The organism is Burkholderia sp. AW49-1 (genome assembly GCF_053427845.1).
Genome location: NZ_JBSAXF010000015.1, coordinates 21,390 through 44,155 on the forward strand (window position 1 = coordinate 21,390; position 22,766 = coordinate 44,155).

Genomic DNA, 22,766 nt, shown 5'->3' on the forward strand with positions numbered 1-22,766 from the left:
GAGCGCGCGATACAGGAACAATCGGGCCCGCCCTTTTTCTTCAGGATTCGACATGAAAGGCCGCCAAGCCGGGCTCGATCAGTTTCTGACCTATCGCCTCCATGCGCTCACGAAGCGATCCGACCGCGGGATCGCCGAGGTGTACCGGCACAAGCTGGACATCTCGTTGCCCGAGGCGCGCGTGATCGCCGCCGTCGGCGCCTTCGGCCCGTTTTCGATCATGGATCTCGCTCGCCACACCAACCTCGACAAGAGCCAGGCGAGCCGCGCGGCGGAAGCGCTGCTGCGCCAGGGGCTGCTCCAGCGCAGTGCGAGCGAGGAAGACGGGCGAATCGTGCTGATCGCGCTGACCGCTGACGGCCGCGCGCTGCATCGCAAGATCATGCCGATCGTGCGCAAGTGGAATGACGGCTTGCTCGCGTGCCTGTCCGACAGCGAGCGCCAGACGTTCGAGCGACTGCTCGACAAGGTCGTCGCGAACGCGGTCGAACGCGACGACTGAGTCGCAATACGGGTGCACTCTGTGCCGCACCCGTATTGCGAAGGAGTGAGATACGCTGGAATCGCCGCGGTGGCCCGCAGCGCCTGCCGCGCTATGTTCCGATGAATTCTGCGAACCACCCGAGGCACGCAAGCGCACGGGTAGCATGCCCGGCTTCCCCCGCGGACTACCGGACCGACTACCCGCCTCTTCGTCACCCGTCTCCTTGCACCGCCCATCGGCGCGGCGATCCTCCCCCCGCTATAGCCCGCTGTTCGCCGCACGCTGACGCAGCAATCCCAGCACCACGTCGCAATACGGCGTCGGCACGTCGAGCTTGCGTCCCAGTTCCGGAAACACGCCGAGGATCGGTCCGATTTCCAGTGCTCGCCCAGCCTCGAAATCCTGCAGCATCGATGTCCTGAACGCACCGAGCTTGCGCGTCACGGCAATCCGCTCCGGCCCGCTCATTCCCGTATCGAGACCGAGCTTCGCGCCGATCGCGGCCGCCTCCTCCATCATCCGCAACGCGAGGTCGTGCGTGAACGGATCGTCGAGCAGTTGCGAGGCGGTCGAACCCGTCAGCGCGCTCAATGGGTTCATGTTCATGTTGCCCCACAGCTTTGCCCAGATTTCGGTGCGGATCGCGTCGGTCGACTCGACGTCGAAGCCGCCTGCGGCGAGCGCCGCTGCGAATCGCGCGGTCGACGCATCGAGCCGCGGATCGGGCGAGCCAATGATCAGACGGTTGCCGCGGCCGCGGCGCACGATACCCGGCGCGTCGGTGCTCGACGACAGGTGCACGACGCAGCCAATCGCCTGCGCGGGCGGCAGCGCCGCCGAGACCGCCCCCGCCGGGTCGACCGCATCGAGCGGCACGCCGTCGAGCGGGCCCGCGAACCCGTGCGTGAACCACCACGGCAGCCCGTTCATCGCGGCGACGATCACCGTGCCGGGCCCGACCAGCGGCGCGATGCGCGCGGCCAGCGCCGGCAATGCCTGCGCTTTGAGCGCGATCACCACGTAGTCCTGCACGCCGAGCGCGGCCGCGTCGTCGCTCGCACGCACCGGGACTGACGACTCGGTGCCCGCTTCGTCGATCACGCGCACGCCGTGCGCGTTCAGGGCATCGAGCGTCGCGCCGCGCGCGAATGCGCTCACCGTCATGCCGGCCCGCGACAGCGCGGCCGCGAGCAACCCGCCGATCGCGCCGACACCGACCACCGCCGCGCGCACCGACCCTGAATTCGTGTCATTCATGATGGGAATCCGTCTACCGGGAGCTGACGAGCATAGCGCCAGATGGTTGCGGATACAACCATTCACGCAAGCATCTGCGTGCCGTGTTCGCATGCGCGATTCAGCGCGGTGCGATGCCCGCCTCCACAGGCTCGTCGTCGGTCGAGCCGCCCGTCGCGCCGAGCACGCCGGCGATCTGGCTCTTGTCGTGCATGCCGAGCTTGCGGTACGCGCAGCGCAGATAGTGACGCACGGTCGTCGGCGAAATCGCCATCTGCTGCGCGACCTCCTTGTGCGAACGGCCGGCACCGTAATAGCGGATCGCCGCCAGCTCGCGCGGACTCAGCCGGTCGAGCAGCGAGCGCGGCCGCGCCTCGAGCTGGAACAGTCCCGCGACGGGCACGCACTGGATGCGCAACGCGTCGCCGATGAACGGCTGGCCCGACTGGCGCCGCACATGCGCGACCAGCGGCTCCGGCACGCGCGGGCCTGTCCACGCCGGCCATTCGGTCCGCAGCACGTCGTCGAAGCCGTGATCGGCGTGATGCAGCACACCGAAGTTGTCGCAGAGCGCGCGCGCCGCCGGCGCCACCGCATCGCCACGCTCACGCGTGAGCTGTGCCGCGCGGTTGATCGTCAGCGCGGCCGCCAGATGCGGAATCACTTCCTCGAAGCGGCTCGCGTCGTCGTCGCTGAACGGACGATTCAGGCCCTGGCGGTAGATCGACATGAACGTCGTCAGCCCGAAGCGGCGATCGAGCGTACACACGCACATCAGTTGCGCCAGCCCGTACTTCACGCACCAGTCCCGAAACCGCGCGTCGAACCCGGGCTCGACGACCGACAAGCGCACCGCGCGACCATGCGCGCCGAGCAGCGTGCGCTGCGCGAGCGGATCGCAATCGCGCACGCGTTTCCAGTCGCTGAAGAACGCGTGCGGAAGACGGTACAGGAAACTGTTGTGCATCACCGGGCCGGTCGGCACGTGCGTCGCGACGCCGGTCCACGCGGCGTCGAACGGGATGAGCCCCTGCAGCAGCGAAAAGAAGCGGCACTCGAATTCGCCGATGCTCGACTGCGCGGCGAGCGCGTACAGGTCGAGCAGCATCAGGCCGAATTCGCGTCGCGCCGCGTCGCCGCGCGTCACACCGTCGAAATCGGCGCGGCGCGACCGTAGCGGCGGCCATGCGGATTCGTCGAGCACGATCGCGGCCGGCACGTCGCGCAGCGCATCGGGATCCTGCCTGATATCCGTGGTGATCCTCACCTTCCGCTCTCCTGCCCGATCGGGCCGCTGATGCGCTCAACGCAGACCGGCCGATTATAGCGACCGGCATTTTTGGCGGGCTCCGCCGCCGGAACGCGCGGCAACCCCATCCATTTGAACGGTGCGCCGTCCGTTGCTGCTGCGCAGCACGCCGCGCCGCGGTGTCGCGGTGCGTCCATCCCGTGCACCGCGGGTTTTCCTCACCGTTCATCTGCACGACTGTTCAGCGGTTTTCCCGCTGCCGACACTGCGTCGCGACAACACCAACGACAAACGATGCAGGACGGTATGGAGAACCCCACGTGATGACATCCCGCTTCATCCGCACGGCGACCGCCGCGGCGCTCGCCGCGTGCAGCCTCGCCGCGCACGCGCAATCGACCCTCACGCTGTACGGCGCGCTCGACGCCGGCGTGCAGTACCTGACGCATGCCGACGGACGGCACGCGACCGTGCAGTTGCAGAACTACGGCATCCTGCCGTCGCAGGTCGGGCTGAAGGGCACCGAGGATCTTGGCGGCGGCTGGCGCGCGCTGTTCAAGCTCGAACAAGGCCTCAACATCAACGACGGCACCTCGACCGTGCCGGGCTACGCGTTCTTCCGCGGCGCGTATGTCGGCATCGCGGGGCCTGTCGGCACCGTGACGCTCGGCCGGCAGTTCAGCGTGCTGTTCGACAAGACGCTGTTCTACGACCCGCTGTGGTACGCGTCGTACAGCGGCCAGGGCGTGCTCGTGCCGATGAACGCGAACTTCATCGACCACTCGATCAAGTACCAGTCTCCGACGTTCGCCGGCTTCGATGTCGAGGCCCTCGCCGCGACCGCCGGCGTCGCGGGCAACACGCGCGCCGGGCGCGTGCTCGAGCTCGGCGGTCAGTACGCCAGCAACGGACTGTCGGTCAGCGCGGTGCTGCATCAGGCCCACGGCGACGCGTCAGCCGCGGAGGACGCGTCCGCGCGCCGCCGCGAACTCGGCACGCTCGCCGCGCGTTACGCGTTCGCGACGCTGCCGCTCACCGTCTACGCGGGCGTCGAACGCCTGACCGGCGACCTCGATGCGGCGCGCACGATCGTCTGGGGCGGCGCCCGTTATCTGACGTCGGGCGGCATCGGGCTGAACGCGGGCGTCTACCACACCGATTCGCACACGCCGGCGATCGGCCACCCGACGCTCTTCATCGCCAGCTCCACCTACGCGCTGTCGAAACGCACCGTCGCCTATGTGAACCTCGGTTATGCGCGCAACAGCGGCCAGAGTTCACAGACCGTCTACGAATACGACCCGACACCGCTCGCCGGCGCATCGCAGTTCGGCGCGATGGTCGGCATGTATCACCTGTTCTGATTCCGTCCAGCGAGATCCCGCCATGAAAACCCTTTGCTCCGATGCCGCGCCGCCGTCCGACGGCCGCGCGGCGCCTTTCGCGCGCTCGACGCTCGTCGCGCTCGTCGTGTTCGCGGCCATCACGCCGCTGCTGCTGCTCGTCGCGCCGGCCGTCGCCGGTCAACTGGCGACGCAGTTCGGGCTGTCCGCGTCGCAGATCGGCACCTACTTCTTCGTCGAACTCGGCGCGTTCAGCCTCGCGACCGTGCCGTCGTACCTGTGGCTCGGCCGCGTCGATGCGCGCCGCGTCGCCGCGTGCGCGATCGCGCTGTTCGGCGCGGGCAATCTCCTGACCGCGTTGTGGATGCCCGGCTTCGTCGCGCTGCTCGCGCTGCGAGCCGTCACGGCGCTCGGCGGCGGCTCGCTGATGGTGCTCTGCATGACCAGCGCGGCCACGAGCGAGAACAGCGATCGTGTGTACGGGCTGTGGGTCGTCGGCCAGTTGGTCGCCGGTGCGGTTGGCCTGTTCATGCTGCCGCACGTGTTCGCCGCGTTCGGGCTGCGCGCGCTGTACGTCGCGCTCGCCGCGCTCGCGCTGCTTGCGGCGCCGCTGTCACGCGGCTTTCCGGCGACGCTCGGTGCGCGGACCGCGTCGGCCCGGGCCGCGCGCGGCGCCGCGACGGATACATCACGGCTCTTCGTCGCGCTCGCGATCGGCGCGGTACTGAGCTTCTATCTCGCGATCGGCAGCGTGTGGACGTTCGCGAGCCGCGCGGCCGCGGAAGCCGGACTCGACCCGCAATCGACCGGCAACGTGCTTGCGATCGCAAGCGTGATGGGGATTGCCGGCGCGGCGCTCGCATCGTGCGCGGGCGGCCGGCTTGCGCGGCGCACGATGCTGGCCGCCGGTTACGCGCTGCTCGCGGCGTCGCTCGTCGCCCTCGCCGCACTGCCGCATGCGAGCGGCTACGGCGCCGCGATCTTCGCGTTCAAGTTTGCGTGGACGTTCGTACTGCCGTTCATTCTCGCGACCGTCGCGCAGATCGACACGTCCGGGCGCCTCGTCGCAACGCTCAATTTCGTGATCGGCGCGGGCCTCGCGGCCGGCCCGCTCCTCGCCGGGCTGTTGCTCGATGCCGGCGGCACGATGCACGCGCTGTTCGCGGCCGCGACGGCCGTCGCGATCGCGTCGTTTGCCGCGCTGCGCCGTATCGATCGGCGCGCGCGGTCTTCCATGACTTCCGCTTCTTCCCAACCGTGACAGGTCGACCCATCCATGAATCGCACTGCCTTCTTCACCGACGAACGCACCTTCTGGCACACCGGCGGTACGCACGCGCTGTTCTTCCCTGTCGGCGGCTGGGTCCAGCCGCCGTCGAGCGCCGGCTACGCGGAATCGCCCGATTCGAAGCGCCGCCTCCTGTCGCTCGTGCAGGCGTCGGGCCTGGCCGACCACCTCGACATGCGCGGTGCCACGCCGGCCACCACCGCCGATCTGCTGCGCATCCACCCAGCGAGCTATCTCGACGCGTTCCGCGCGCTCAGCGATGCGAACGGCGGCGACCTCGGCGATCTCGCGCCGTTCGGCAAGGGTAGCTACGAGATCGCCGCACTGTCCGCGGGTCTCGCGATCGCGGCGGTCGACGCCGTCGTCGCCGAGCGCACGGCGAACGCGTTCTCGCTGTCGCGCCCGCCCGGCCATCACTGCCTGCGCGATCGCCCGATGGGCTTCTGCCTGCTCGCGAACATCCCGATCGCGATCGAGGCCGCACGCGCGAAGCATGGCATCGACCGCGTCGCGGTGATCGACTGGGACGTGCATCACGGCAACGGCACGCAGTCGATCTACTACGACGATCCGGACACGCTGACGATCTCGCTGCATCAGGACCGCTGCTTTCCGCCCGGCTACAGCGGCGGCGACGAGCGCGGTGCAGGCGCGGGCGTCGGCGCGAACCTGAACGTGCCGTTGCTCGCGGGCAGCGGCGACGACGCGTATCGCCATGCGTTCGAGCGGATCGTGCTGCCGGCGCTGGAGCGTTTCCGGCCGGAACTGATCGTCGTCGCGAGCGGCCTCGATGCGAACGCGGTCGATCCGCTCGCGCGCATGCAATTGCATACGGACAGTTACCGGTACATGACGCGCGCGGTGAAGGAGGCGGCGCAACGCCATTGCGGCGGGCGGCTCGTGATCGTCCACGAGGGCGGCTATTCGGAAGCGTATGTGCCGTTCTGCGGACTCGCGATCGTCGAGGAACTGGCCGGTATCCGAACCGGTGTCGCCGATCCGATGCTCGATCTCGCGATCGCGCAGCAGCCGGGCGAGCGGTTCGTCGCGTTCCAGCGCGAACTGCTCGACGAACTGGCCGTGTCGTTCGGCTTGTAACGCGCGCTCACCAACGATGCGGGGCCGGCCCTTGCGCGATCGGTGCGGATGGGGTTTCCTGTGCTTTTACACCTGCCAGGTCCGGCCCCCTCTTCAGATGAAATCGTCTTCGCGCGACCCCGACACCAACGACAAAGCGCGCCGCCAGCCTTCGAAGCTCGCACTGAATATCGCCGCCGTGCTGGTCGGGCTCGTCACGTTCGCGATTGGCGCGGGCTGGTTGATCTATAGCTGGATCGTCGATCGCGAAGCACAGTATTTCGCAATTCCGCTGGTGTTCTCGGTGCCGGTGATCGTGGCGGTCGCGGTGCGGAGTTTCTGGGACTAGGCACGCTTGAAACGACGAAGCGCCGCGGTCGGTGGATGCGCGGCGCCTTCTTTTATCTGGGTCAGTGCAGGTAGCTGCGACGAGCAGCAGGCCTCTCCGTTCGGATTGGAACCGTTCATAAGCCCGCGCGTGCACTCCGCGCGGAACCGCACCAACAAAAAAGCGCTGCCGGTCAGCCAACCGGCAGCGCTTCCTGGGAACGGCCCTTGGCGGGGCACGTTCGACTTCGTGGTGCGTGAGGCCGGACTCGAACCGGCACACCCTTGCGGGCGTCAGGACCTAAACCTGGTGCGTCTACCAATTTCGCCACTCACGCGGATTTCTGTCGCCTAATCGCATGGCACGCAAGATGCGTTCTCCACGCGCCCGGGCTTCATGCCGAACCAAAAACCGGCACACCCGCTCAGGCGAGCGCGAGATTCTACCCGATCTGCGCAGCATTGTCTCGCCCCACCGACACCCGTCGAACAGCGGTGCTAGAATGCCGCGCTCGACGTGCCGGCCATGTGCCGGCGCGCGTCCCCGAACCCGCCTCCGCCACGATCCCACCCGTGAACTTCGACGACTACTGTCAGCAAAAGGCCGCCCCCGCAGGCTCCAGCGTCTACTACGCGCTGCGCCAGGCGCCGCTCGCCGCCGAACCGCGGCTGACGGCCCTGTTCGCGCTGCGCCGCGAACTCGAGGAAACCGTCAAGGAAACCAGCGATCCGACCGTCGGACACACGAAGCTCGCGTGGTGGCACAAGGAACTCGCGGCGCTCGCCGCCGGCGAACCGTCGCATCCGGTCACGAAGGCGCTCGCGCAACACCACCCGGCGATCGGGGCCGAATCCGACGCGCTGCGCACGCTCGTCAACGGCTACGGGATGGATCTCGAACAGGCGCGTTACCTGGATTTCGCGAACCTGCAGCGCTATATCGTGCAGGTCGGCGGCACCTTCGCGTCGCTGGTCGCGCGCGCAAGTGCCGCGAATCCGGCCGATCCGCAGCCGTGGGCCGCGGATGCCGGCCGCGCGCTGATGCTCGCGCAATTCGTGCAGGAACTCGGCAACGACGCGCGGCACGGCCGCATCTATCTGCCGATCGACGAGCTGCAACGCTACAACGTGACCGCTGCCGACCTGCTGAACCGCCGCTACAGCCCGGCCTTCACGGAGCTGCTGCAGTTTCAGACGGGCCGCGCGCGCGAAGCGCTGGCCGCCGCCGACGCAGCGATCCCCGCATCCGAACGCCGCGCGCAACGCACGCTGCGTGCGCAGATCGCACTGGCGGGCGCGCTGCTCGACGAAATCGAGCGCGACGGCTACCAGGTGCTGCACCAGCGCATCGCGCTGACACCGATCCGCAAGCTGTGGATCGCGTGGCGCGCCGCGCGCCGCCGCTGACCCGCGCCGTCACCCTCCCGGGCATCACACCTTCAGCAGCGGCAGCGTATCGAAGCGTTGTTGCAGCACATGCGTCGCGTCGAGCCCCCACCACGGCCCTAGCACGGTCGCATACAACTGGCGGAAATCGACCGCGACCGGCAGGTTGCCGTTGCCGTCGAGATGCCCGAGTGCCGGCGCCGCGCCATACAGCCCGCCGGCCACGCGGCCGCCCATCACGAAATGCGGTGCGGCGGTGCCGTGATCGGTGCCGTTGCTCTGGTTCTCGCGCACGCGCCGCCCGAATTCCGCATACGTCATCACGAGCGTCTGGTTCCAGCGCCCGAGTTCGATCAACGCACCGCGCATCGCACTCATCCCTTCTGCGAACTGTTTGAGCAGCGCAGCCTGCTGCCCCGGCTGGTTCTGGTGCGTATCGAAACCGTTGAGCGTGAGTCGCAACACCGCGACGCCATCCTGCGCGCCGGGCCCCGACGCCTCGCATGCCGCGAGCACCTGCATCGCGGTCTTCACCGACGTACCGAACGTACCGGCCGGAAAGGCCGTCCTGAACTCGCGCATCCCACCGCGCGGACGCAGCCGGTCGGCCGCCTTCACGATGTCGTTTTCGACGTCGATGATGTGCGCGAGCGCCGGGTTCCGCTCGCGCAGCGACGACGGTTCGGCCAACCGCGCCGCGCGGATGAACTGCGCCGGATTGACGAGCGCGATCGCGCGCGCGCCGTTCGCGAGCGGCCCCATCTCCGCGCTGCCGAGCACGACGCCGTCGGCCGCGAAGCCGGGCGGCACCGGCGCCTGCGCGAACGTGCGCGTGAGCCAGCCTTCGTGCAGGTACTGGTCGGAGCGCGACGCGGTATCCCAGATCTCGATCGAGCGGAAATGCGACAGGTTCGGCTGCGGATAGCCGACGCCCTGCACGACCGCGACCTGCCCGTCGCGCCACAGCGGCATCAACGGCGCGAGCGACGGGTGCAGCCCCGTATGCGCATCGAGCTGCAGCACCTGGTCGCGCTTGATGCCGATGCTTCGGCGAAACTGGTAGTAGAGCGGATCGGCATACGGCACCACCGTGTTGAGGCCGTCGTTGCCGCCCTTCAGCTCGACGAGGATCAGCACGTTCGCATAGCCGGCCGCCGGCTGCCGCCCCGCCGCGGCGATCGATGTCGCCGCCTGCGCGGGCGGCTGCCACAACGACACGCCCGCCGCGGCCGCGGCGCCGGTCAGCGTCAGAAAATCGCGTCGGTTCATCGTGCATCCTTCGGTTTGCCGCGCGGCATGGCCACCGCGGCAGCGCGCCTGTTCATCGTCGTTTCGGTCATTTAAGTTGATAGGCCGGATCCATCAGCAGCGCCTCGAGATACGCGCCGCCGGTCGAGTCCGTATCGATTGCGGCGACCGGCGACACCGGCAGCACCGCGTGCTGCAGTTGAAGCTCGGTCGACAATCCGGCAATCGCCTGCGGCCGCGCACGATACTGCGCAAGCCAGCGTTCGAGGTCGAATCGCAGGCCGCCGCGCGCGGGCCGGGCCGGCGCGCCGCGCATGCCGGCAACCGACGCGGCGTCGGCAACCGGTATCGCGTGCGCATTCGGCGACGGTGCCGCCATCGCATGCGCCGGCGCCCGCATGGCGGCGGTCTCGGTCGCGCGGAACAGTTGCTCGACGAATTGCTTGCGCGCAAGCAGCGTCGTGCTGTTGATCCACATCGCGCCGCCCGGCCAGCCCTTCACGTTCGGCGGATAGAACAGGTTCTGCCCGAGCGTGCGCACGGTGTTCGCGAGCATCTGCGGATCGCCGTACGCGACGCCGAACAACCGCACCGATCCGACGACGAACTCGGCCGGCGACTTCACGAGCACGCCGCGATTGCGCGGATCCCAGAATTCGTCGGTCGACCAAAGGGCGGCGAGCGCCGCGCGTATGTCGTAGCCGCTCGCGCGAAACCGTTCGGCGACGATATCGAGCGCGCCGGCGTCCGGTGTATCGGATACGAACTCGCGCCACAGCTTGCCGGCGATGAAGCGTGCGGTGTCGGGCCGCTTCAACAGGATGTCGAGAAAGCCGTCGCCGTCGAACGCACCGGTCTCGCCGAGTATCGTCTTGTCGCCCGCGTCGCGCCATTCGGGCCGCACCACGAAGCGCAGCGTATCGGGATCGATGCTCCAGCCAGTCATCGCGCGCGCGGCCTCGGTTACGTCGTGCTGCGTGTAATGCCCTTCGCCGAGCGTAAACAGCTCCATCACCTCGCGCGCGAAGTTCTCGTTCGGACGGCCCTTGCGGTTGCTCGCGCCGTCGAGATACTGAAGCATCGCCGGATCCTTCGCGACCGCATGCAGGAGCGTGCCGAAGTTGCCGAGCGCCTCGCGGCGAAACAGCGCATTCTGTGCGGCCATCGTCTGCGGATACGGGACCTTGTCCTGCCCGGACGTGAAATGCCCATGCCAGAACAGCGCCATGCGCTCGGTGAGCGGCGACGGCGTCACGACCATTTCGTTGACCCACGCCGCACGCAACGCATCGTAGCGGCGATTGCGTTCGCCCTGCTCGTCGCGCCGCATGTCGGGCGTCAGCGCCTGTCGCTGCGCGCGGGTCGGCGGCAACTCGGCGAGCCAGTCGGGCCAGGTCGTCACGGGGTCGCGACGCACGTTGCCGAGCGTGTCGGCAACGACTTGCGCGCGCGTCATCCCGACGATGCGGGCGACCTCGGCCGGTGCGGGAGAAAAGCCGGTGCGGCTCAGGAAGAACAGCGCATCGTCGGCGTCGAGCGGCGCCTGCATCGCGGGCGATGCCGGGGCGGCAGCGTTCGCTTTCATCGTCGTGGACTCCCGGAACGCACCGGCGGTGCGGATGCCGGTACAACGGCGGCAGGCATCCGAAAGTTGACGGAAAAATTGCTACGGAATCTTTCCGCGCCGCGCGAGGGCGCGTGCGGATCAGCGCTTGTACAGCTCGCGAACGGCGTCCTCGATGTGCTGGCGCAACAGGTGGCGCTCCTCGGGCGTCATGTGCCCGTCGCGGCGGCGCTGTTCGAGATCGGGAGGCACGGCGGAACGGACCGCCATGTCGGCGGCGCGGTCGGACTGCGGCGCTTTGCCGCGCTGCAGCTTGCGCGACGAGGCCCCCTGCTCGGGGCGCTGCGCATACGCGAAGTTCGACGCATATGGACCGACAAGTGCGATCGTCAGCATCAGTGCAATCCGGGCAGATCGCATGACCGTCCTCGCTTCTTTGGTCGATTTGTTCCCTTCGTCACGCGGCAACCGGTTACCTCTGGTACTTGAAAAACCCTGCGGAATTCGGGCGTACAAAGATGAAAGATGGAGTGCAGGGGAGTATCTACCGAATTTCGGCTTCGAGTAAAGGAATCTCTATAGCCTGCCTTTACTCCGCGCGACACTACGGGTAAATTTTGTAACGGACTGTAACGCGCGAAAATACGCGACCGTGCGTAATTTCCCATTCGCGATAAGATGCCGCTCATGGAAACGAAAAACCCCTCCAAGATTCTCGTCGTCGACGACGACCCGCGCCTGCGCGATCTGCTGCGCCGCTATCTCGGCGAGCAGGGTTTCAACGTGTACGTCGCGGAAAACGCGACCGCGATGAACAAGCTCTGGGTGCGCGAGCGCTTCGACCTGCTCGTGCTCGACCTGATGCTGCCCGGCGAGGACGGTCTGTCGATCTGCCGTCGCCTGCGCGGCAGCAACGACCGCACGCCGATCATCATGCTCACCGCGAAGGGCGAGGACGTCGACCGCATCGTCGGCCTCGAGATGGGCGCCGACGACTACCTGCCGAAGCCGTTCAATCCGCGCGAACTCGTCGCGCGCATTCACGCGGTGCTGCGCCGCCAGGCGCCGGCCGAGCTGCCGGGCGCGCCGTCGGAAACCACCGAGGTGTTCGAGTTCGGCGAGTTCTCGCTGAACCTCGCGACGCGCACGCTGACGAAGTCCGGCCAGGAAATTCCGCTGACGACCGGCGAATTCTCGGTGCTGAAGGTGTTCGCGCGTCATCCGCGCCAGCCGTTGTCGCGCGAAAAGCTGATGGAGCTCGCGCGCGGCCGTGAATACGAAGTGTTCGACCGCAGCCTCGACGTGCAGATCTCGCGCCTGCGCAAGCTGATCGAGCCGGATCCGGGCAGCCCGCGCTTCATCCAGACCGTCTGGGGCCTCGGCTACGTGTTCATTCCCGACGGCGCCGCCTGATCTTTTTCCTTTCCGGTTTCGCCCGTCCTCGGCCCGTCCCATGCGTATCGACCGGCGCCTCCTGCAGCTCGCGTTCGGCGGGCTGTTCTGGCGCACCTTCCTGCTGATCGCGCTGCTGATCTCGGTCAGTCTCGCCGCGTGGTTCCAGAGCTTTCGCGTGATCGAGCGCGAGCCGCGCGCGCAGCGCGTCGCGCTCCAGCTCGTCGCGATCGTGAAGCTCACGCGCACCGCCCTGCTCTATTCCGATCCCGATTTGCGGCGCGCGCTGCTGCAGGATCTCGAGAGCAACGAGGGCGTGCGCGTGTACCCGCGCGAAAAAACCGACAAGTTCAAGCTGCAGCCCGACGAATCGCTGAACCGGCTGATCGAACACGACATCCGCAGCCGTCTCGGCGACGACACCGTGATCGCGCAGTCGGTCAACGACATCCCGGGCGTGTGGATCAGTTTCAAGATCGACGACGACGACTACTGGGTCGCGCTCGACCGCGACCAGCTCGACAGCGTCACCGGCCTGCAGTGGGCCGGCTGGGGCCTGTTCGCGCTCGCGCTGTCGCTGTTCGGCTCGGCGTTCATCACGAGTCTCGTGAACCGGCCGTTCTCGCGGCTGGCGCTCGCCGCGCGGCAGATCGGCTCGGGCCAGACGCCCGAGCTGCTGCCCGAGCGCGGGATGGGCGTCGCGGCCGAGACCAACCGCAGCTTCAACCAGATGGTGCGCGATCTCGAACAGCTCGAGGCCGACCGCGCGCTGATGCTCGCGGGCATCTCGCACGACCTGCGCACGCCGCTCGCGCGGTTGCGCCTCGAGACCGAGATGAGCCCGTCCGACCAGGCGACCAAGGACGCGATGGTCGACGACATCGAGCAGATGGACCGCATCATCGCGGCCTTCATCGATTACGCGCGCCCGTCGCAACGCAAGCCCGAGCCCGTCGATCTGTCGTCGATCGCTCAGGAAGTCGCCGCGCGCGTGTCCGGCGAGGACGGTGTCGAGATCCGCACGCGGCTCGCGGCGACCGCCGTGATCGAAGCCGACGAGACCGACATGCGCCGCGTGATCGGCAATCTCGTCGAGAACGCGCGCAAATACGGCCAGAGCCGCGACGACGGCGTGTCGCGCATCACGCTCGAGACACGCGTGACGCACGCGCGCGTCGAGCTGTCGGTGAGCGACGAGGGCCCCGGCATCCCCGAGGACCAACTGCCGCTCGTGATGCGGCCGTTCTACCGCGTCGACACGGCGCGCACCAAGGCGGACGGCACGGGTCTCGGTATGGCGATCGTGCTGCGCCTCGTCGGCCGATATCGCGGCGCGCTGCGCCTGCGCAACCGCAGCCCCGAAGCGGGCCTGGAAGTCACCCTCGAATTCCCTGGCGCCGGCAAGGCGCGTGCGACGGCGTGACGCGTTCGCGCACACTTCTTGCGCGTCACACTATCGGCGCGGTTGAAAAAAACTATGGGAATCGTTAGCCAAAATCTATTGAAGCGCTTTTTTAATAGTGTTATAGTCCACCCCATGCTGTCACACCAACGTTGCAGCACCGAGGTAGCTTGACTCAGTCTTCTTCCCAACTCATACAGGAGTATCCGCATGAAAACCGTGGGCGATAAACTCGAAGCATTCACCGTCGTAGCCGCGAAGCCGGGCTTCAACAATCACGAGGAAAACGGCCAGTCGGCGTTCGAGACCGTCACCGAAGCGTCGTTCCCGGGCAAGTGGAAGATCATCTACTTCTATCCGAAGGATTTCACGTTCGTGTGCCCGACGGAAATCGTCGAGTTCGCGAAGCTGACGAAGCAGTTCGAAGAGCGCGACGCCGTCCTGCTCGGCGGCAGCTCGGACAACGAATTCGTGAAGCTCGCATGGCGCCGTGAACACAAGGACCTGGACAAGCTGAACCACTACTCGTTCGGCGACGTCAAGGGCGAGCTGATCGACCAGCTCGGCGTGCGCGACAAGGAAGCCGGCGTGGCCCTGCGCGCAACGTTCATCGTCGATCCGGACAACACGATCCAGCACGTTTCGGTGAACAACCTGAACGTCGGCCGTAGCCCGGAAGAAGTCCTGCGCATTCTGGACGGCCTGCAAACGGACGAACTGTGCCCGTGCAACCGTGCAGTCGGCGGCGCAACGCTGTAAGCGCATCGATGCACGAAGCCCGCGGCGCGCGTCCTGCCTGCGGGCTTTTTTAACGGCCAACCCATAGGAGATATCAATGGAATTCATCGACTCGATTAAGGCACGTATCCCCGACTACGCGAAGGACATTCGCCTGAACCTCGACGGCACGATCTCGCGCTCGTCGCTCGAAGGCACCGATGCAGTCGGCGTCGCGCTGGCGGCGGCGGTCGCGGCGAAGAGCACCGTGCTCGTGAAGACGATCCGCGAAGCCGGCGTGCTGTCGCCCGAAGAGACGAACGCCGTGCTGACGGCGGCCGCGCTGATGGGGATGAACAACACCTGGTATCCGTATGTCGAGATGGCCGACGACGCCGACCTGAAGACGCAGCGTGCCGAGCTGCGGATGGGCGCGTATGCGTCGCACGGCGGCGTCGACAAGCGCAGGTTCGAGATGTACGCGCTCGCCGCATCGATCGTCGGCAAGTGCCACTTCTGCGTGAAGTCGCACTATGCGCTGCTGAAGAACGAGCAAGGCATGACGACGACGCAGCTGCGCGACGTCGGCCGTATCGCGTCGGTGATCAACGCCGCCGCACAGGTGATCGCCGCCGAAGGCGAATAAGCCGTCGCGCCAGCGGCAGCGCGGTGCACTGCGGCGGCCATGCGCGCCGCACCGCACCGCAGAAACGAAAATGCCACGCAAGCGCGTGGCATTTTTCATTCCGGCGGCGCGACCGGCGCGCCGCTTCGGACTGGCTTCAGGCGCTCACGCGCCCTGCTTCACCAGCAACGCGGCGGCCTGCGCCTCGATGCCCTCGCCGCGGCCGAGATAGCCGAGCTTCTCGTTGGTCTTCGCCTTCACGTTCACGCGCTCGAGCGGCAGTCCGAGATCGGCCGCGATGTTCGCTCGCATCCCGTCGATGTGCGGCGCGAGCTTCGGCGCCTGCGCGATCACCGTGCTGTCGACGTTCTGGATCGCGAAGCCGGCAGCCTTCACGCGGGCGACGCACTCGCGCAGCAGCACGCGGCTGTCCGCGCCCTTGAACGCCGCGTCGGTGTCGGAGAAATGGCGGCCGATGTCGCCCAGCGCCGCCGCGCCGAACAGCGCGTCGGTGATCGCGTGCAGCAGCACGTCCGCGTCCGAGTGGCCGAGCAGGCCGCGCTCGTACGGAATCGTCACGCCGCCGATGATGAGGGGGCGCCCCGGGACGAGCTGGTGCACGTCGTAGCCTTGTCCGATTCTGAAATCCATGCGTATTCCGGTTGAGATGAGGTGAAAGTCAGGAAGCGTTCGCGGGGCGCGCGAGGATCGCTTCCGCAAGCGCGAAATCTTCCGGGTACGTGACCTTGAAGTTGCGCAGGCTGCCCTGCACGACGCGCGGCGTATGGCCCGCCCATTCGATCGCGCTGGCCTCGTCGGTGAGGTCGTGCCCCTCGCGCTGCGCGCGCAGGATCGCGTCGCGCAGCATCCCGATGCGGAACATCTGCGGCGTCTGCGCCTGCCACAGCGCGTCGCGCGATTCGGTGCGCGCGATCGCGTCGCTGCCGGCCGGCACGCGCTTGAGCGTATCGGCCACCGGCAGCGCGACGATGCCGCCGACCGGGTCGTCCTTCAGCGTCGCGACCAGCGTGCGGATCAGCTCCGGCGTGATGCCCGGGCGCGCGGCGTCGTGCACCAGCACCCAGTCCTGGTCGGTCGCGCCGAATTCGGCCAGCTCGAGCAGCCCGTTGAGCACCGACGCCTGCCGCGAGCCGCCGCCGCAGCGGCGCACCGCGAAACGCAGGCCCGCGAAACGGCGCGCGTCGAAGTGCGTGTCGTCGGGTGCGAGGACGACGAGCGTCTGCGCGAATTCGCTGCACGCGTCGAACGCGGCGAGCGTGTAATGCAGGAGCGCGCGGCCGGCCAGCGTGCGGTATTGCTTCGGCACGGCAGAGCCGGAACGGCTGCCCGTGCCGGCGCAAGGAATCAGGGCGAAAAGTCGGGGAGTCACGAAGGGGAAACGCCGGAAAGATGAAATCGAGAAGCGGATTTTATAATAGGTCTTTCGTCTCGACCGGCGCACCGCGATGCGCCCGTGCCCGCCACCCCTGCCGTCCCTATGCCAGACAACGCTTCCACCCCGTTCGCCTCGCCCGTCGCCCGCGTCAAACCGGGCCAGCGGTTCGCCTTCGACGGCGCACACGGCTCCGCCGACGCACTCGCCATCGCCCGCTATCTCGCCGACAACCGCGACGCGGTCCCGCTCCTCGCGGTGATCTGCGCGAACGCGGTCGACGCGCAGCGGCTGTCGCAGGAGCTCCGCTATTTCTCGCCCGACGCGCGCGTGCGCCTGCTGCCGGACTGGGAAACGCTGCCGTACGACACGTTCTCGCCGCACCAGGATCTCGTCTCCGAGCGCCTCGCGACGCTGCACGACCTCGGCGAGGGCCGCTGCGACATCCTGCTGGTGCCCGCGACCACGGCGCTGTACCGGATGCCGCCCGCGTCGTTCATGGCCGCGTACACGTTCGCATTCGCGCAGGGCGAGCGGCTCGACGAGGCGAAGCTGAAGGCGCAGCTCACGCTGGCCGGCTACGAGCACGTGAGCCAGGTCGTGCGCCCAGGCGAATACTGCGTGCGCGGCTCGCTGATCGACCTGTACCCGATGGGCTCGCCGCTGCCCTACCGGATCGACCTGTTCGACGACCAGGTCGACTCGATCCGTGCGTTCGATCCCGATACGCAGCGCAGCCTCTATCCGGTGCGCGACGTGCGCCTCCTGCCCGGCCGCGAGTTTCCGTTCGACGAAGCCGCGCGCACGGCCTTCCGCAGCCGCTGGCGCGAAACCTTCGAAGGCGACCCGAGCCGCGCGCCGATCTACAAGGACATCGGCAACGGCGTGCCGTCGGCCGGCATCGAGTATTACCTGCCGCTCTTCTTCGACGAGACGGCCACGCTGTTCCACTACCTGCCGCAGGATGCGCACCTCGTGTTCGCCGGCGACCTCGAAGCGTCGATCCGCCGCTTCACGGCCGATACGAAGCAGCGTCACGCGTTCCTCGCGCACGATCGCGAGCGGCCGATTCTCGAGCCGCAGCGCCTGTTCCTGTCCGACGAGGATTTCTTCGCGTTCGCGAAGCCGTTCGCGCGCGTCGTGCTGCCCGCGCAGCCGGCGGGCGGCTGGGCGACGGGCCTGCCCGAGCTCACCGTCGATCGCCATGCGGACGATCCGCTCGCCGCGCTGCGCACGTTCGTCGAATCGTCGGGCAAGCGCGTGCTGTTGACGGTCGAATCGGCCGGCCGCCGCGAAACGATCCTGCAACTGCTCGCCGAGCATCACCTGCGCCCCGCGTCGAACGACCACTTCGCAGGCTGGCTCGAAAGCGACGCGCCTTTCGCGCTCGGCGTCGCGCCGCTCGCGAGCGGCTTCGCGGTGCCGGGCGAAGGCTACGCGATCGTCACCGAAACCGAGCTGTACGGTGCGCTCGGCCGCCGCGCCGGGCGCCGCCGCCAGGAACAGGCGAGCAATGTCGACGCGATGGTGCGCGACCTGTCAGAGCTGAAGGTCGGCGATCCGGTCGTGCATGCGCAGCACGGCATCGGCCGCTACATGGGCCTCGTGTCGATGGATCTCGGCGAAGGCGAGACCGAGTTCCTGCATCTCGAATACGCGGGCGACAGCAAGCTCTACGTGCCGGTCGCGCAACTGCACGTGATCTCGCGCTACAGCGGCGCCGATCCCGACAGCGCACCGCTGCACGCGCTCGGCTCGGGCCAGTGGGAACGCGCGAAACGCAAGGCCGCGCAGCAGATCCGCGACACGGCCGCCGAGCTGCTGAACCTGTATGCGCGCCGCGCGGCCCGCGAAGGCCACGCGTTCGCGCTCGAGCCGCGCGACTACGTGAAGTTCGCGGAAAGCTTCGGCTTCGAGGAAACGCCCGACCAGGCCGCGGCGATCGCGGCCGTGATCGGCGACATGACGAGCGGCAAGCCGATGGACCGCCTCGTGTGCGGCGACGTCGGCTTCGGCAAGACCGAGGTCGCGCTGCGCGCCGCGTTCATCGCGGTGATGGGCGGCAAGCAGGTCGCGCTGCTGTCGCCGACCACGCTGCTCGCCGAGCAGCACACGCAGACTTTCGCCGACCGTTTCGCGGACTGGCCGGTGCGCATCGTCGAGTTGTCGCGTTTCAAGACCGCGAAGGAAGTGAACGCGGCGATCGCGCAGATCAACGAAGGCAGCGTCGACATCGTGATCGGCACGCACAAGCTGCTGTCGTCGGACGTGCAGTTCAAGCGCCTCGGCCTCGTCATCATCGACGAGGAACACCGCTTCGGCGTGCGCCAGAAGGAAGCGCTAAAGGCGCTGCGCGCGGAGGTCGACGTGCTGACGCTGACCGCGACGCCGATCCCGCGCACGCTCGGCATGGCGCTCGAGGGGCTGCGCGATTTCTCGGTGATCGCGACCGCGCCGCAAAAGCGGCTCGCGATCAAGACGTTCGTGCGGCGCGAGGAAGAAAGCGTGATCCGCGAGGCGATGCTGCGCGAACTGAAGCGCGGCGGCCAGGTGTACTTCCTGCACAACGAGGTCGAGACGATCGAGAACCGCAAGGCGATGCTCGAGGAACTCGTGCCCGAAGCACGCATCGTGATCGCGCACGGCCAGATGCACGAGCGCGAACTCGAACGCGTGATGCGCGATTTCGTCGCGCAGCGCGCGAACGTGCTGCTGTGCACGACCATCATCGAGACCGGCATCGACGTGCCGAGCGCGAACACGATCATCATGCATCGCTCGGACAAGTTCGGCCTCGCGCAGCTGCACCAGTTGCGCGGCCGGGTCGGCCGTTCGCACCACCAGGCGTATGCCTACCTGCTGGTCCACGACCCGCAGTCGCTGACCAAGCAGGCGCAGCGCCGGCTCGAAGCGATCCAGCAGATGGAGGAACTCGGTTCGGGCTTCTATCTCGCGATGCACGACCTCGAGATCCGCGGCACCGGCGAGGTGCTCGGCGACAAGCAGTCGGGCGAAATCCACGAGATCGGCTTCCAGCTGTACACCGACATGCTGAACGACGCGGTGAAGGCGCTGAAGAACGGCAAGGAGCCCGACCTCACCGCCCCGCTCGCCGCGACGACGGAGATCAACCTGCACGCGCCCGCGATCCTGCCGGCCGATTACTGCGCGGACGTGCAGGAGCGGCTGTCGCTGTACAAGCGACTCGCGAACTGCGAGCATGGCGACGCGATCGACGGTATCCAGGAAGAGCTGATCGACCGCTTCGGCAAGCTGCCGCCGCAGGCGCACGCGCTCGTCGAGACGCACCGGCTGCGGCTGGCCGCGAAGCCGCTCGGCATCGTCAAGATCGACGCGAGCGAGGCCGCGATCGGGCTGCAGTTCGAGCCGAACCCGCCGATCGATCCGATGCGGATCATCGAGATGGTGCAGAAGCACCGGCACATCAAGCTCGCGGGCCAGGACAAGCTGCGCATCGAGACGCGCTCGCCCGACCTCGCGATCCGCGTGTCGACGATCAAGGAGACGCTGCGCGCGCTCGCCCCGCGCGCCGACGCGGCGAGCGCGGCACGCTGAGCGCACGGCCGCGATGCTGCACCGCATCGCGGCCGGCGAAGGCGGGCGCACGCGTTTTTGAGTATGATTTTCCCATTCATCAGACGGAGTTTTGCCATGTCCACACTCGACGCGCCCGCGCCGTCCGCCGCCCCCCAAGGCGACGCTTCGCTCGTCAGCCTGCCCTGGATCGAGCGGCTGGTGTCGATGGACACGACGAGCCGCGTGCCGAACCTCGGGCTGATCGAAACGGTGCGCGACGCACTGGCCGCGAAAGGCATCGTGTCGACGCTCACGCACGATCCGCGCGAAGGCTGGGCCAACCTGTTCGCGACCGTGCCCGCGCACGACGGCTCGACCGACGGCGGCATCGTGCTGTCGGGGCACACCGACGTCGTGCCGGTCGACGGCCAGCAGTGGGACAGCAACCCGTTCGCGCCGGAGCTGCGCGACGGCCGCCTGTATGGCCGCGGCACGTGCGACATGAAGGGCTTCATCGGCGCGGCGCTCGCGCTGCTACCCGAGATGCAGGCGACGAAGCTCGCAAAGCCGATTCATTTCGCGCTGTCCTATGACGAGGAAATCGGCTGCGCGGGCGCACCGCTTCTGATCGCCGATCTCGTCAAGCGCGGCGTGAAGCCGTCCGGCTGCATCGTCGGCGAGCCGACCAGCATGCGGCCGATCATCGCGCACAAGGGCATCAACGCGTACCGCTGCTGCGTGCGCGGCCACGCGGCACACTCGTCGCTGACGCCGAAGGGCCTGAACGCGATCGAATACGCGGCGCGCCTCATCTGCCACATCCGCGACATCGCCGAGCGCTTCCGCGCCGAAGGCCCGTTCGACGAGCTGTACGACGTGCCGTTCACGACCGCGCAAACGAGCACGATCCAGGGCGGCAACGCGATCAACACGGTGCCGGCCGAATGCCGGTTCGACTTCGAGTTCCGGAACCTGCCGACGCTCGATCCCGAGCAGATCTTCACGCGCATCCAAGCGTATGCGCAGGAAACGCTGCTGCCGCAGATGCGTCGCGAGCATCCGAACGCGGCGATCGAGTTCTCGAAGATCGCCGCCGCACCCGGGCTCGATGCGACCGAACAGGCCGCGATCACACAGCTCGTGCGCGCGTTGACGGCCGACCAGGACAAGCGCAAGGTCGCATACGGCACCGAGGCCGGCCTGTTCGAACGCGCGGGCATCCCGAGCATCGTGTGCGGGCCCGGCAACATCGAACAGGCGCACAAGCCGAACGAGTATGTCGAACTCGCGCAGCTCGCCGCCTGCGAGCAGTTCCTGCGCAAGTTCATTCGCAGCATGTCGGTCGACGCACGCTGACTGCCCCCGCCACGCCGGCCTGCGTGTGCGGGCCGGCCCACCCCGCCACCCGCCACGTCATGTCGACTGAACAACAGGGCACCGCCCATACGACGATCGACGGCGAGCCGATTCCGACGCTCGACGAAATCGCCGCGCAGCATTTCGCGTTGTCACCGTGGGTCGCACGCACGCCCGTGTTCGAGCGCGCCGACCTGCCGTCCCTCGAGGGCACGCACGTCAACTTCAAGTTCGAGCTGCTGCAGGTGAGCGGCAGCTTCAAGGTGCGTGGTGCGTTTACACACCTGCTGGCGCTCGACGAAGCGCGCAAGAACGCCGGCGTCACGTGTGTGTCGGCCGGCAATCATGCGGCAGCCGTCGCGTACGCGGCGATGCGGCTCGGCAGCAGCGCGAAAGTCGTGATGTTCCATACCGCGAGCCCGGCGCGCATCGCGCAGTGCAAGCAGTACCGCGCGGAAGTCGTGCTCGCCGGCAGCGCGTCGCAGGCATTCGACCTCGTGCGCCGGATCGAGGCCGAGGAAGGCCGCTTCTTCATCCATCCGTTCAACGGTTATCACACGATTCTCGGCACCGCGACGCTCGGCTACGAATGGGCGACGCAGACGCCCGATCTCGACGCGGTGATCGTGCCGATCGGTGGCGGCGGGCTCGCGGCCGGCATGGCGACCGCGCTGCGGCTCGCGAATCCGCGCGTGCACGTGTATGGCGTCGAACCGGAAGGCGCCGACGCGATGAGCCGCAGCTTCGCGGCGAATCACACGATCAAGATGAGCGCGATGCAGACCATCGCCGACTCGCTGATGGCGCCGCACACCGAGGAATACAGCTACCAGCTGTGCCGGCGCCACGTCGACCGCATCGTCACGGTGTCCGACGACGCGCTGCGCGCGGCGATGCTGTTCCTGTTCTCGCACCTGAAGCTGGCGGTCGAACCGGCGTGCGCGGCCGCGCTCGCGGCGCTGCTCGGCCCGCTGCGCGAAACGCTGCAGGGCAAGCGGGTCGGCGTGCTGCTGTCGGGCACCAACACCGACCCCGCGACGCTCGGCATGCATCTCGCGCACGCGAAACTGCAGCACTGACGCCCTGCACGGCACTCCGGGTTATCCCCAGTTTATGTTGACAGCCCTGTTGATAACCCGCCG

20 protein-coding genes and 1 tRNA gene are annotated in these 22,766 nt (G+C 67.8%); 13 read left to right on the forward strand and 8 right to left on the reverse strand.

The features are described from left to right. Positions 1 to 52: 52 nt before the first annotated feature. Positions 53 to 502, forward strand: coding sequence for a MarR family winged helix-turn-helix transcriptional regulator (locus ACV22W_RS21795; protein WP_174908762.1), 450 nt, complete (start codon positions 53 to 55; stop codon positions 500 to 502). A gap of 240 nt (positions 503 to 742) precedes the next feature. On the opposite strand, the gene ACV22W_RS21800 is transcribed toward ACV22W_RS21795, so the two are convergent. Together ACV22W_RS21800 and ACV22W_RS21805 are read right to left on the reverse strand one after the other, a co-directional pair. Beyond that, positions 743 to 1,741 carry a 2-dehydropantoate 2-reductase gene (locus ACV22W_RS21800; RefSeq protein ID WP_448021666.1) on the reverse strand — a complete coding sequence of 333 codons (999 nt, stop codon included), beginning with the start codon at positions 1,739 to 1,741 and terminating at the stop codon, positions 743 to 745. A 100-nt stretch (positions 1,742 to 1,841) separates the two neighbouring features. Next, on the reverse strand, positions 1,842 to 2,987 hold the full coding sequence (locus ACV22W_RS21805; RefSeq protein WP_448021668.1) for a response regulator transcription factor: 1,146 nt from the start codon (positions 2,985 to 2,987) through the stop codon (positions 1,842 to 1,844). A 302-nt stretch (positions 2,988 to 3,289) separates the two neighbouring features. Between ACV22W_RS21805 and ACV22W_RS21810 the strand changes: the two genes are divergently transcribed. The 4 genes from ACV22W_RS21810 (at position 3,290) to ACV22W_RS21825 (ending at position 7,026) form a co-directional block, all read left to right on the forward strand. Then, positions 3,290 to 4,333 carry a porin gene (locus ACV22W_RS21810; RefSeq protein WP_448021669.1) on the forward strand — a complete coding sequence of 348 codons (1,044 nt, stop codon included), beginning with the start codon at positions 3,290 to 3,292 and terminating at the stop codon, positions 4,331 to 4,333. Between the two features lie 22 nt (positions 4,334 to 4,355). Further along, a complete protein-coding gene (locus tag ACV22W_RS21815) occupies positions 4,356 to 5,573 on the forward strand; it encodes an MFS transporter (RefSeq protein ID WP_448021671.1) in 1,218 nt (405 codons plus the stop codon). A 15-nt stretch (positions 5,574 to 5,588) separates the two neighbouring features. Beyond that, positions 5,589 to 6,698 carry a class II histone deacetylase gene (locus ACV22W_RS21820; protein ID WP_448021672.1) on the forward strand — a complete coding sequence of 370 codons (1,110 nt, stop codon included), beginning with the start codon at positions 5,589 to 5,591 and terminating at the stop codon, positions 6,696 to 6,698. 97 nt (positions 6,699 to 6,795) lie between these two features. Then, positions 6,796 to 7,026: a hypothetical protein gene (locus ACV22W_RS21825; RefSeq protein WP_448021674.1), complete on the forward strand. Its 231-nt coding sequence runs from the start codon at positions 6,796 to 6,798 to the stop codon at positions 7,024 to 7,026. 229 nt (positions 7,027 to 7,255) lie between these two features. Here ACV22W_RS21825 and ACV22W_RS21830 read toward each other — a convergent pair. Next, positions 7,256 to 7,342 (reverse strand) — tRNA-Leu (locus ACV22W_RS21830). Between the two features lie 235 nt (positions 7,343 to 7,577). Between ACV22W_RS21830 and hpnD the strand changes: the two genes are divergently transcribed. Continuing rightward, complete coding sequence (gene hpnD, locus ACV22W_RS21835; protein WP_448021676.1) at positions 7,578 to 8,411, forward strand: presqualene diphosphate synthase HpnD; 834 nt, start codon at positions 7,578 to 7,580, stop codon at positions 8,409 to 8,411. A gap of 24 nt (positions 8,412 to 8,435) precedes the next feature. Here hpnD and ACV22W_RS21840 read toward each other — a convergent pair whose 3' ends face one another. From ACV22W_RS21840 to ACV22W_RS21850, 3 genes are all read right to left on the reverse strand, one after another. Then, the gene (locus ACV22W_RS21840; protein ID WP_059693483.1) at positions 8,436 to 9,659 is read right to left on the reverse strand and encodes a DUF1501 domain-containing protein; all 1,224 of its coding nucleotides are present in this window, start codon (positions 9,657 to 9,659) and stop codon (positions 8,436 to 8,438) included. 67 nt (positions 9,660 to 9,726) lie between these two features. Continuing rightward, positions 9,727 to 11,223, reverse strand: coding sequence for a DUF1800 domain-containing protein (locus tag ACV22W_RS21845; RefSeq protein WP_448021678.1), 1,497 nt, complete (start codon positions 11,221 to 11,223; stop codon positions 9,727 to 9,729). Positions 11,224 to 11,343: 120 nt separating this feature from the next. Then, positions 11,344 to 11,622: a hypothetical protein gene (locus tag ACV22W_RS21850; protein ID WP_448021680.1), complete on the reverse strand. Its 279-nt coding sequence runs from the start codon at positions 11,620 to 11,622 to the stop codon at positions 11,344 to 11,346. A gap of 258 nt (positions 11,623 to 11,880) precedes the next feature. Here ACV22W_RS21850 and ompR point away from each other — a divergent pair, with 258 nt between their 5' ends. The 4 genes from ompR (at position 11,881) to ACV22W_RS21870 (ending at position 15,359) form a co-directional block, all read left to right on the forward strand. Next, positions 11,881 to 12,615, forward strand: a complete 735-nt coding sequence (gene ompR / locus ACV22W_RS21855; RefSeq protein WP_004192636.1) for an osmolarity response regulator transcription factor OmpR — start codon at positions 11,881 to 11,883, stop codon at positions 12,613 to 12,615. A 40-nt stretch (positions 12,616 to 12,655) separates the two neighbouring features. Continuing rightward, on the forward strand, positions 12,656 to 14,017 hold the full coding sequence (locus ACV22W_RS21860) for an ATP-binding protein (protein WP_448021682.1): 1,362 nt from the start codon (positions 12,656 to 12,658) through the stop codon (positions 14,015 to 14,017). A 189-nt stretch (positions 14,018 to 14,206) separates the two neighbouring features. Continuing rightward, positions 14,207 to 14,755, forward strand: coding sequence for a peroxiredoxin (locus ACV22W_RS21865; RefSeq protein ID WP_006478563.1), 549 nt, complete (start codon positions 14,207 to 14,209; stop codon positions 14,753 to 14,755). Between the two features lie 76 nt (positions 14,756 to 14,831). Then, a complete protein-coding gene (locus tag ACV22W_RS21870) occupies positions 14,832 to 15,359 on the forward strand; it encodes a carboxymuconolactone decarboxylase family protein (protein WP_044843722.1) in 528 nt (175 codons plus the stop codon). 144 nt (positions 15,360 to 15,503) lie between these two features. On the opposite strand, the gene ispF is transcribed toward ACV22W_RS21870, so the two are convergent. After that, positions 15,504 to 15,989, reverse strand: coding sequence for a 2-C-methyl-D-erythritol 2,4-cyclodiphosphate synthase (gene ispF, locus ACV22W_RS21875; protein ID WP_175718041.1), 486 nt, complete (start codon positions 15,987 to 15,989; stop codon positions 15,504 to 15,506). A 28-nt stretch (positions 15,990 to 16,017) separates the two neighbouring features. Next, the gene (gene ispD, locus ACV22W_RS21880; RefSeq protein ID WP_448021683.1) at positions 16,018 to 16,728 is read right to left on the reverse strand and encodes a 2-C-methyl-D-erythritol 4-phosphate cytidylyltransferase; all 711 of its coding nucleotides are present in this window, start codon (positions 16,726 to 16,728) and stop codon (positions 16,018 to 16,020) included. 108 nt (positions 16,729 to 16,836) lie between these two features. On the opposite strand from ispD, the gene mfd reads away from it, so the two are divergent. The 3 genes from mfd to ACV22W_RS21895 all read left to right on the forward strand — a co-directional run bounded on the left by mfd (position 16,837) and on the right by ACV22W_RS21895 (position 22,703). Then, positions 16,837 to 20,307, forward strand: coding sequence for a transcription-repair coupling factor (gene mfd, locus ACV22W_RS21885; RefSeq protein ID WP_448021685.1), 3,471 nt, complete (start codon positions 16,837 to 16,839; stop codon positions 20,305 to 20,307). 96 nt (positions 20,308 to 20,403) lie between these two features. After that, on the forward strand, positions 20,404 to 21,624 hold the full coding sequence (gene argE, locus ACV22W_RS21890; protein WP_448021686.1) for an acetylornithine deacetylase: 1,221 nt from the start codon (positions 20,404 to 20,406) through the stop codon (positions 21,622 to 21,624). A 59-nt stretch (positions 21,625 to 21,683) separates the two neighbouring features. Then, the gene (locus tag ACV22W_RS21895) at positions 21,684 to 22,703 is read left to right on the forward strand and encodes a threonine/serine dehydratase (RefSeq protein WP_059817680.1); all 1,020 of its coding nucleotides are present in this window, start codon (positions 21,684 to 21,686) and stop codon (positions 22,701 to 22,703) included. The last annotated feature ends 63 nt before the right edge of the window (positions 22,704 to 22,766 follow it).

Bases quoted from the DNA above. Each gene is read 5' to 3' on its own strand.
- ACV22W_RS21795 (WP_174908762.1), top strand. From the start codon at position 53: ATGAAAGGCCGCCAAGCCGGGCTCGATCAGTTTCTGACCTATCGCCTC.
- ACV22W_RS21800 (WP_448021666.1), bottom strand. From the start codon at position 1,741: ATGAATGACACGAATTCAGGGTCGGTGCGCGCGGCGGTGGTCGGTGTC.
- ACV22W_RS21815 (WP_448021671.1), top strand. From the start codon at position 4,356: ATGAAAACCCTTTGCTCCGATGCCGCGCCGCCGTCCGACGGCCGCGCG.
- ACV22W_RS21820 (WP_448021672.1), top strand. From the start codon at position 5,589: ATGAATCGCACTGCCTTCTTCACCGACGAACGCACCTTCTGGCACACC.
- ACV22W_RS21825 (WP_448021674.1), top strand. From the start codon at position 6,796: ATGAAATCGTCTTCGCGCGACCCCGACACCAACGACAAAGCGCGCCGC.
- ACV22W_RS21840 (WP_059693483.1), bottom strand. From the start codon at position 9,659: ATGAACCGACGCGATTTTCTGACGCTGACCGGCGCCGCGGCCGCGGCG.
- ACV22W_RS21845 (WP_448021678.1), bottom strand. From the start codon at position 11,223: ATGAAAGCGAACGCTGCCGCCCCGGCATCGCCCGCGATGCAGGCGCCG.
- ACV22W_RS21850 (WP_448021680.1), bottom strand. From the start codon at position 11,622: ATGCGATCTGCCCGGATTGCACTGATGCTGACGATCGCACTTGTCGGT.
- ompR (WP_004192636.1), top strand. From the start codon at position 11,881: ATGCCGCTCATGGAAACGAAAAACCCCTCCAAGATTCTCGTCGTCGAC.
- ACV22W_RS21860 (WP_448021682.1), top strand. From the start codon at position 12,656: ATGCGTATCGACCGGCGCCTCCTGCAGCTCGCGTTCGGCGGGCTGTTC.
- ACV22W_RS21865 (WP_006478563.1), top strand. From the start codon at position 14,207: ATGAAAACCGTGGGCGATAAACTCGAAGCATTCACCGTCGTAGCCGCG.
- ACV22W_RS21870 (WP_044843722.1), top strand. From the start codon at position 14,832: ATGGAATTCATCGACTCGATTAAGGCACGTATCCCCGACTACGCGAAG.
- ispF (WP_175718041.1), bottom strand. From the start codon at position 15,989: ATGGATTTCAGAATCGGACAAGGCTACGACGTGCACCAGCTCGTCCCG.
- mfd (WP_448021685.1), top strand. From the start codon at position 16,837: ATGCCAGACAACGCTTCCACCCCGTTCGCCTCGCCCGTCGCCCGCGTC.
- argE (WP_448021686.1), top strand. From the start codon at position 20,404: ATGTCCACACTCGACGCGCCCGCGCCGTCCGCCGCCCCCCAAGGCGAC.
- ACV22W_RS21895 (WP_059817680.1), top strand. From the start codon at position 21,684: ATGTCGACTGAACAACAGGGCACCGCCCATACGACGATCGACGGCGAG.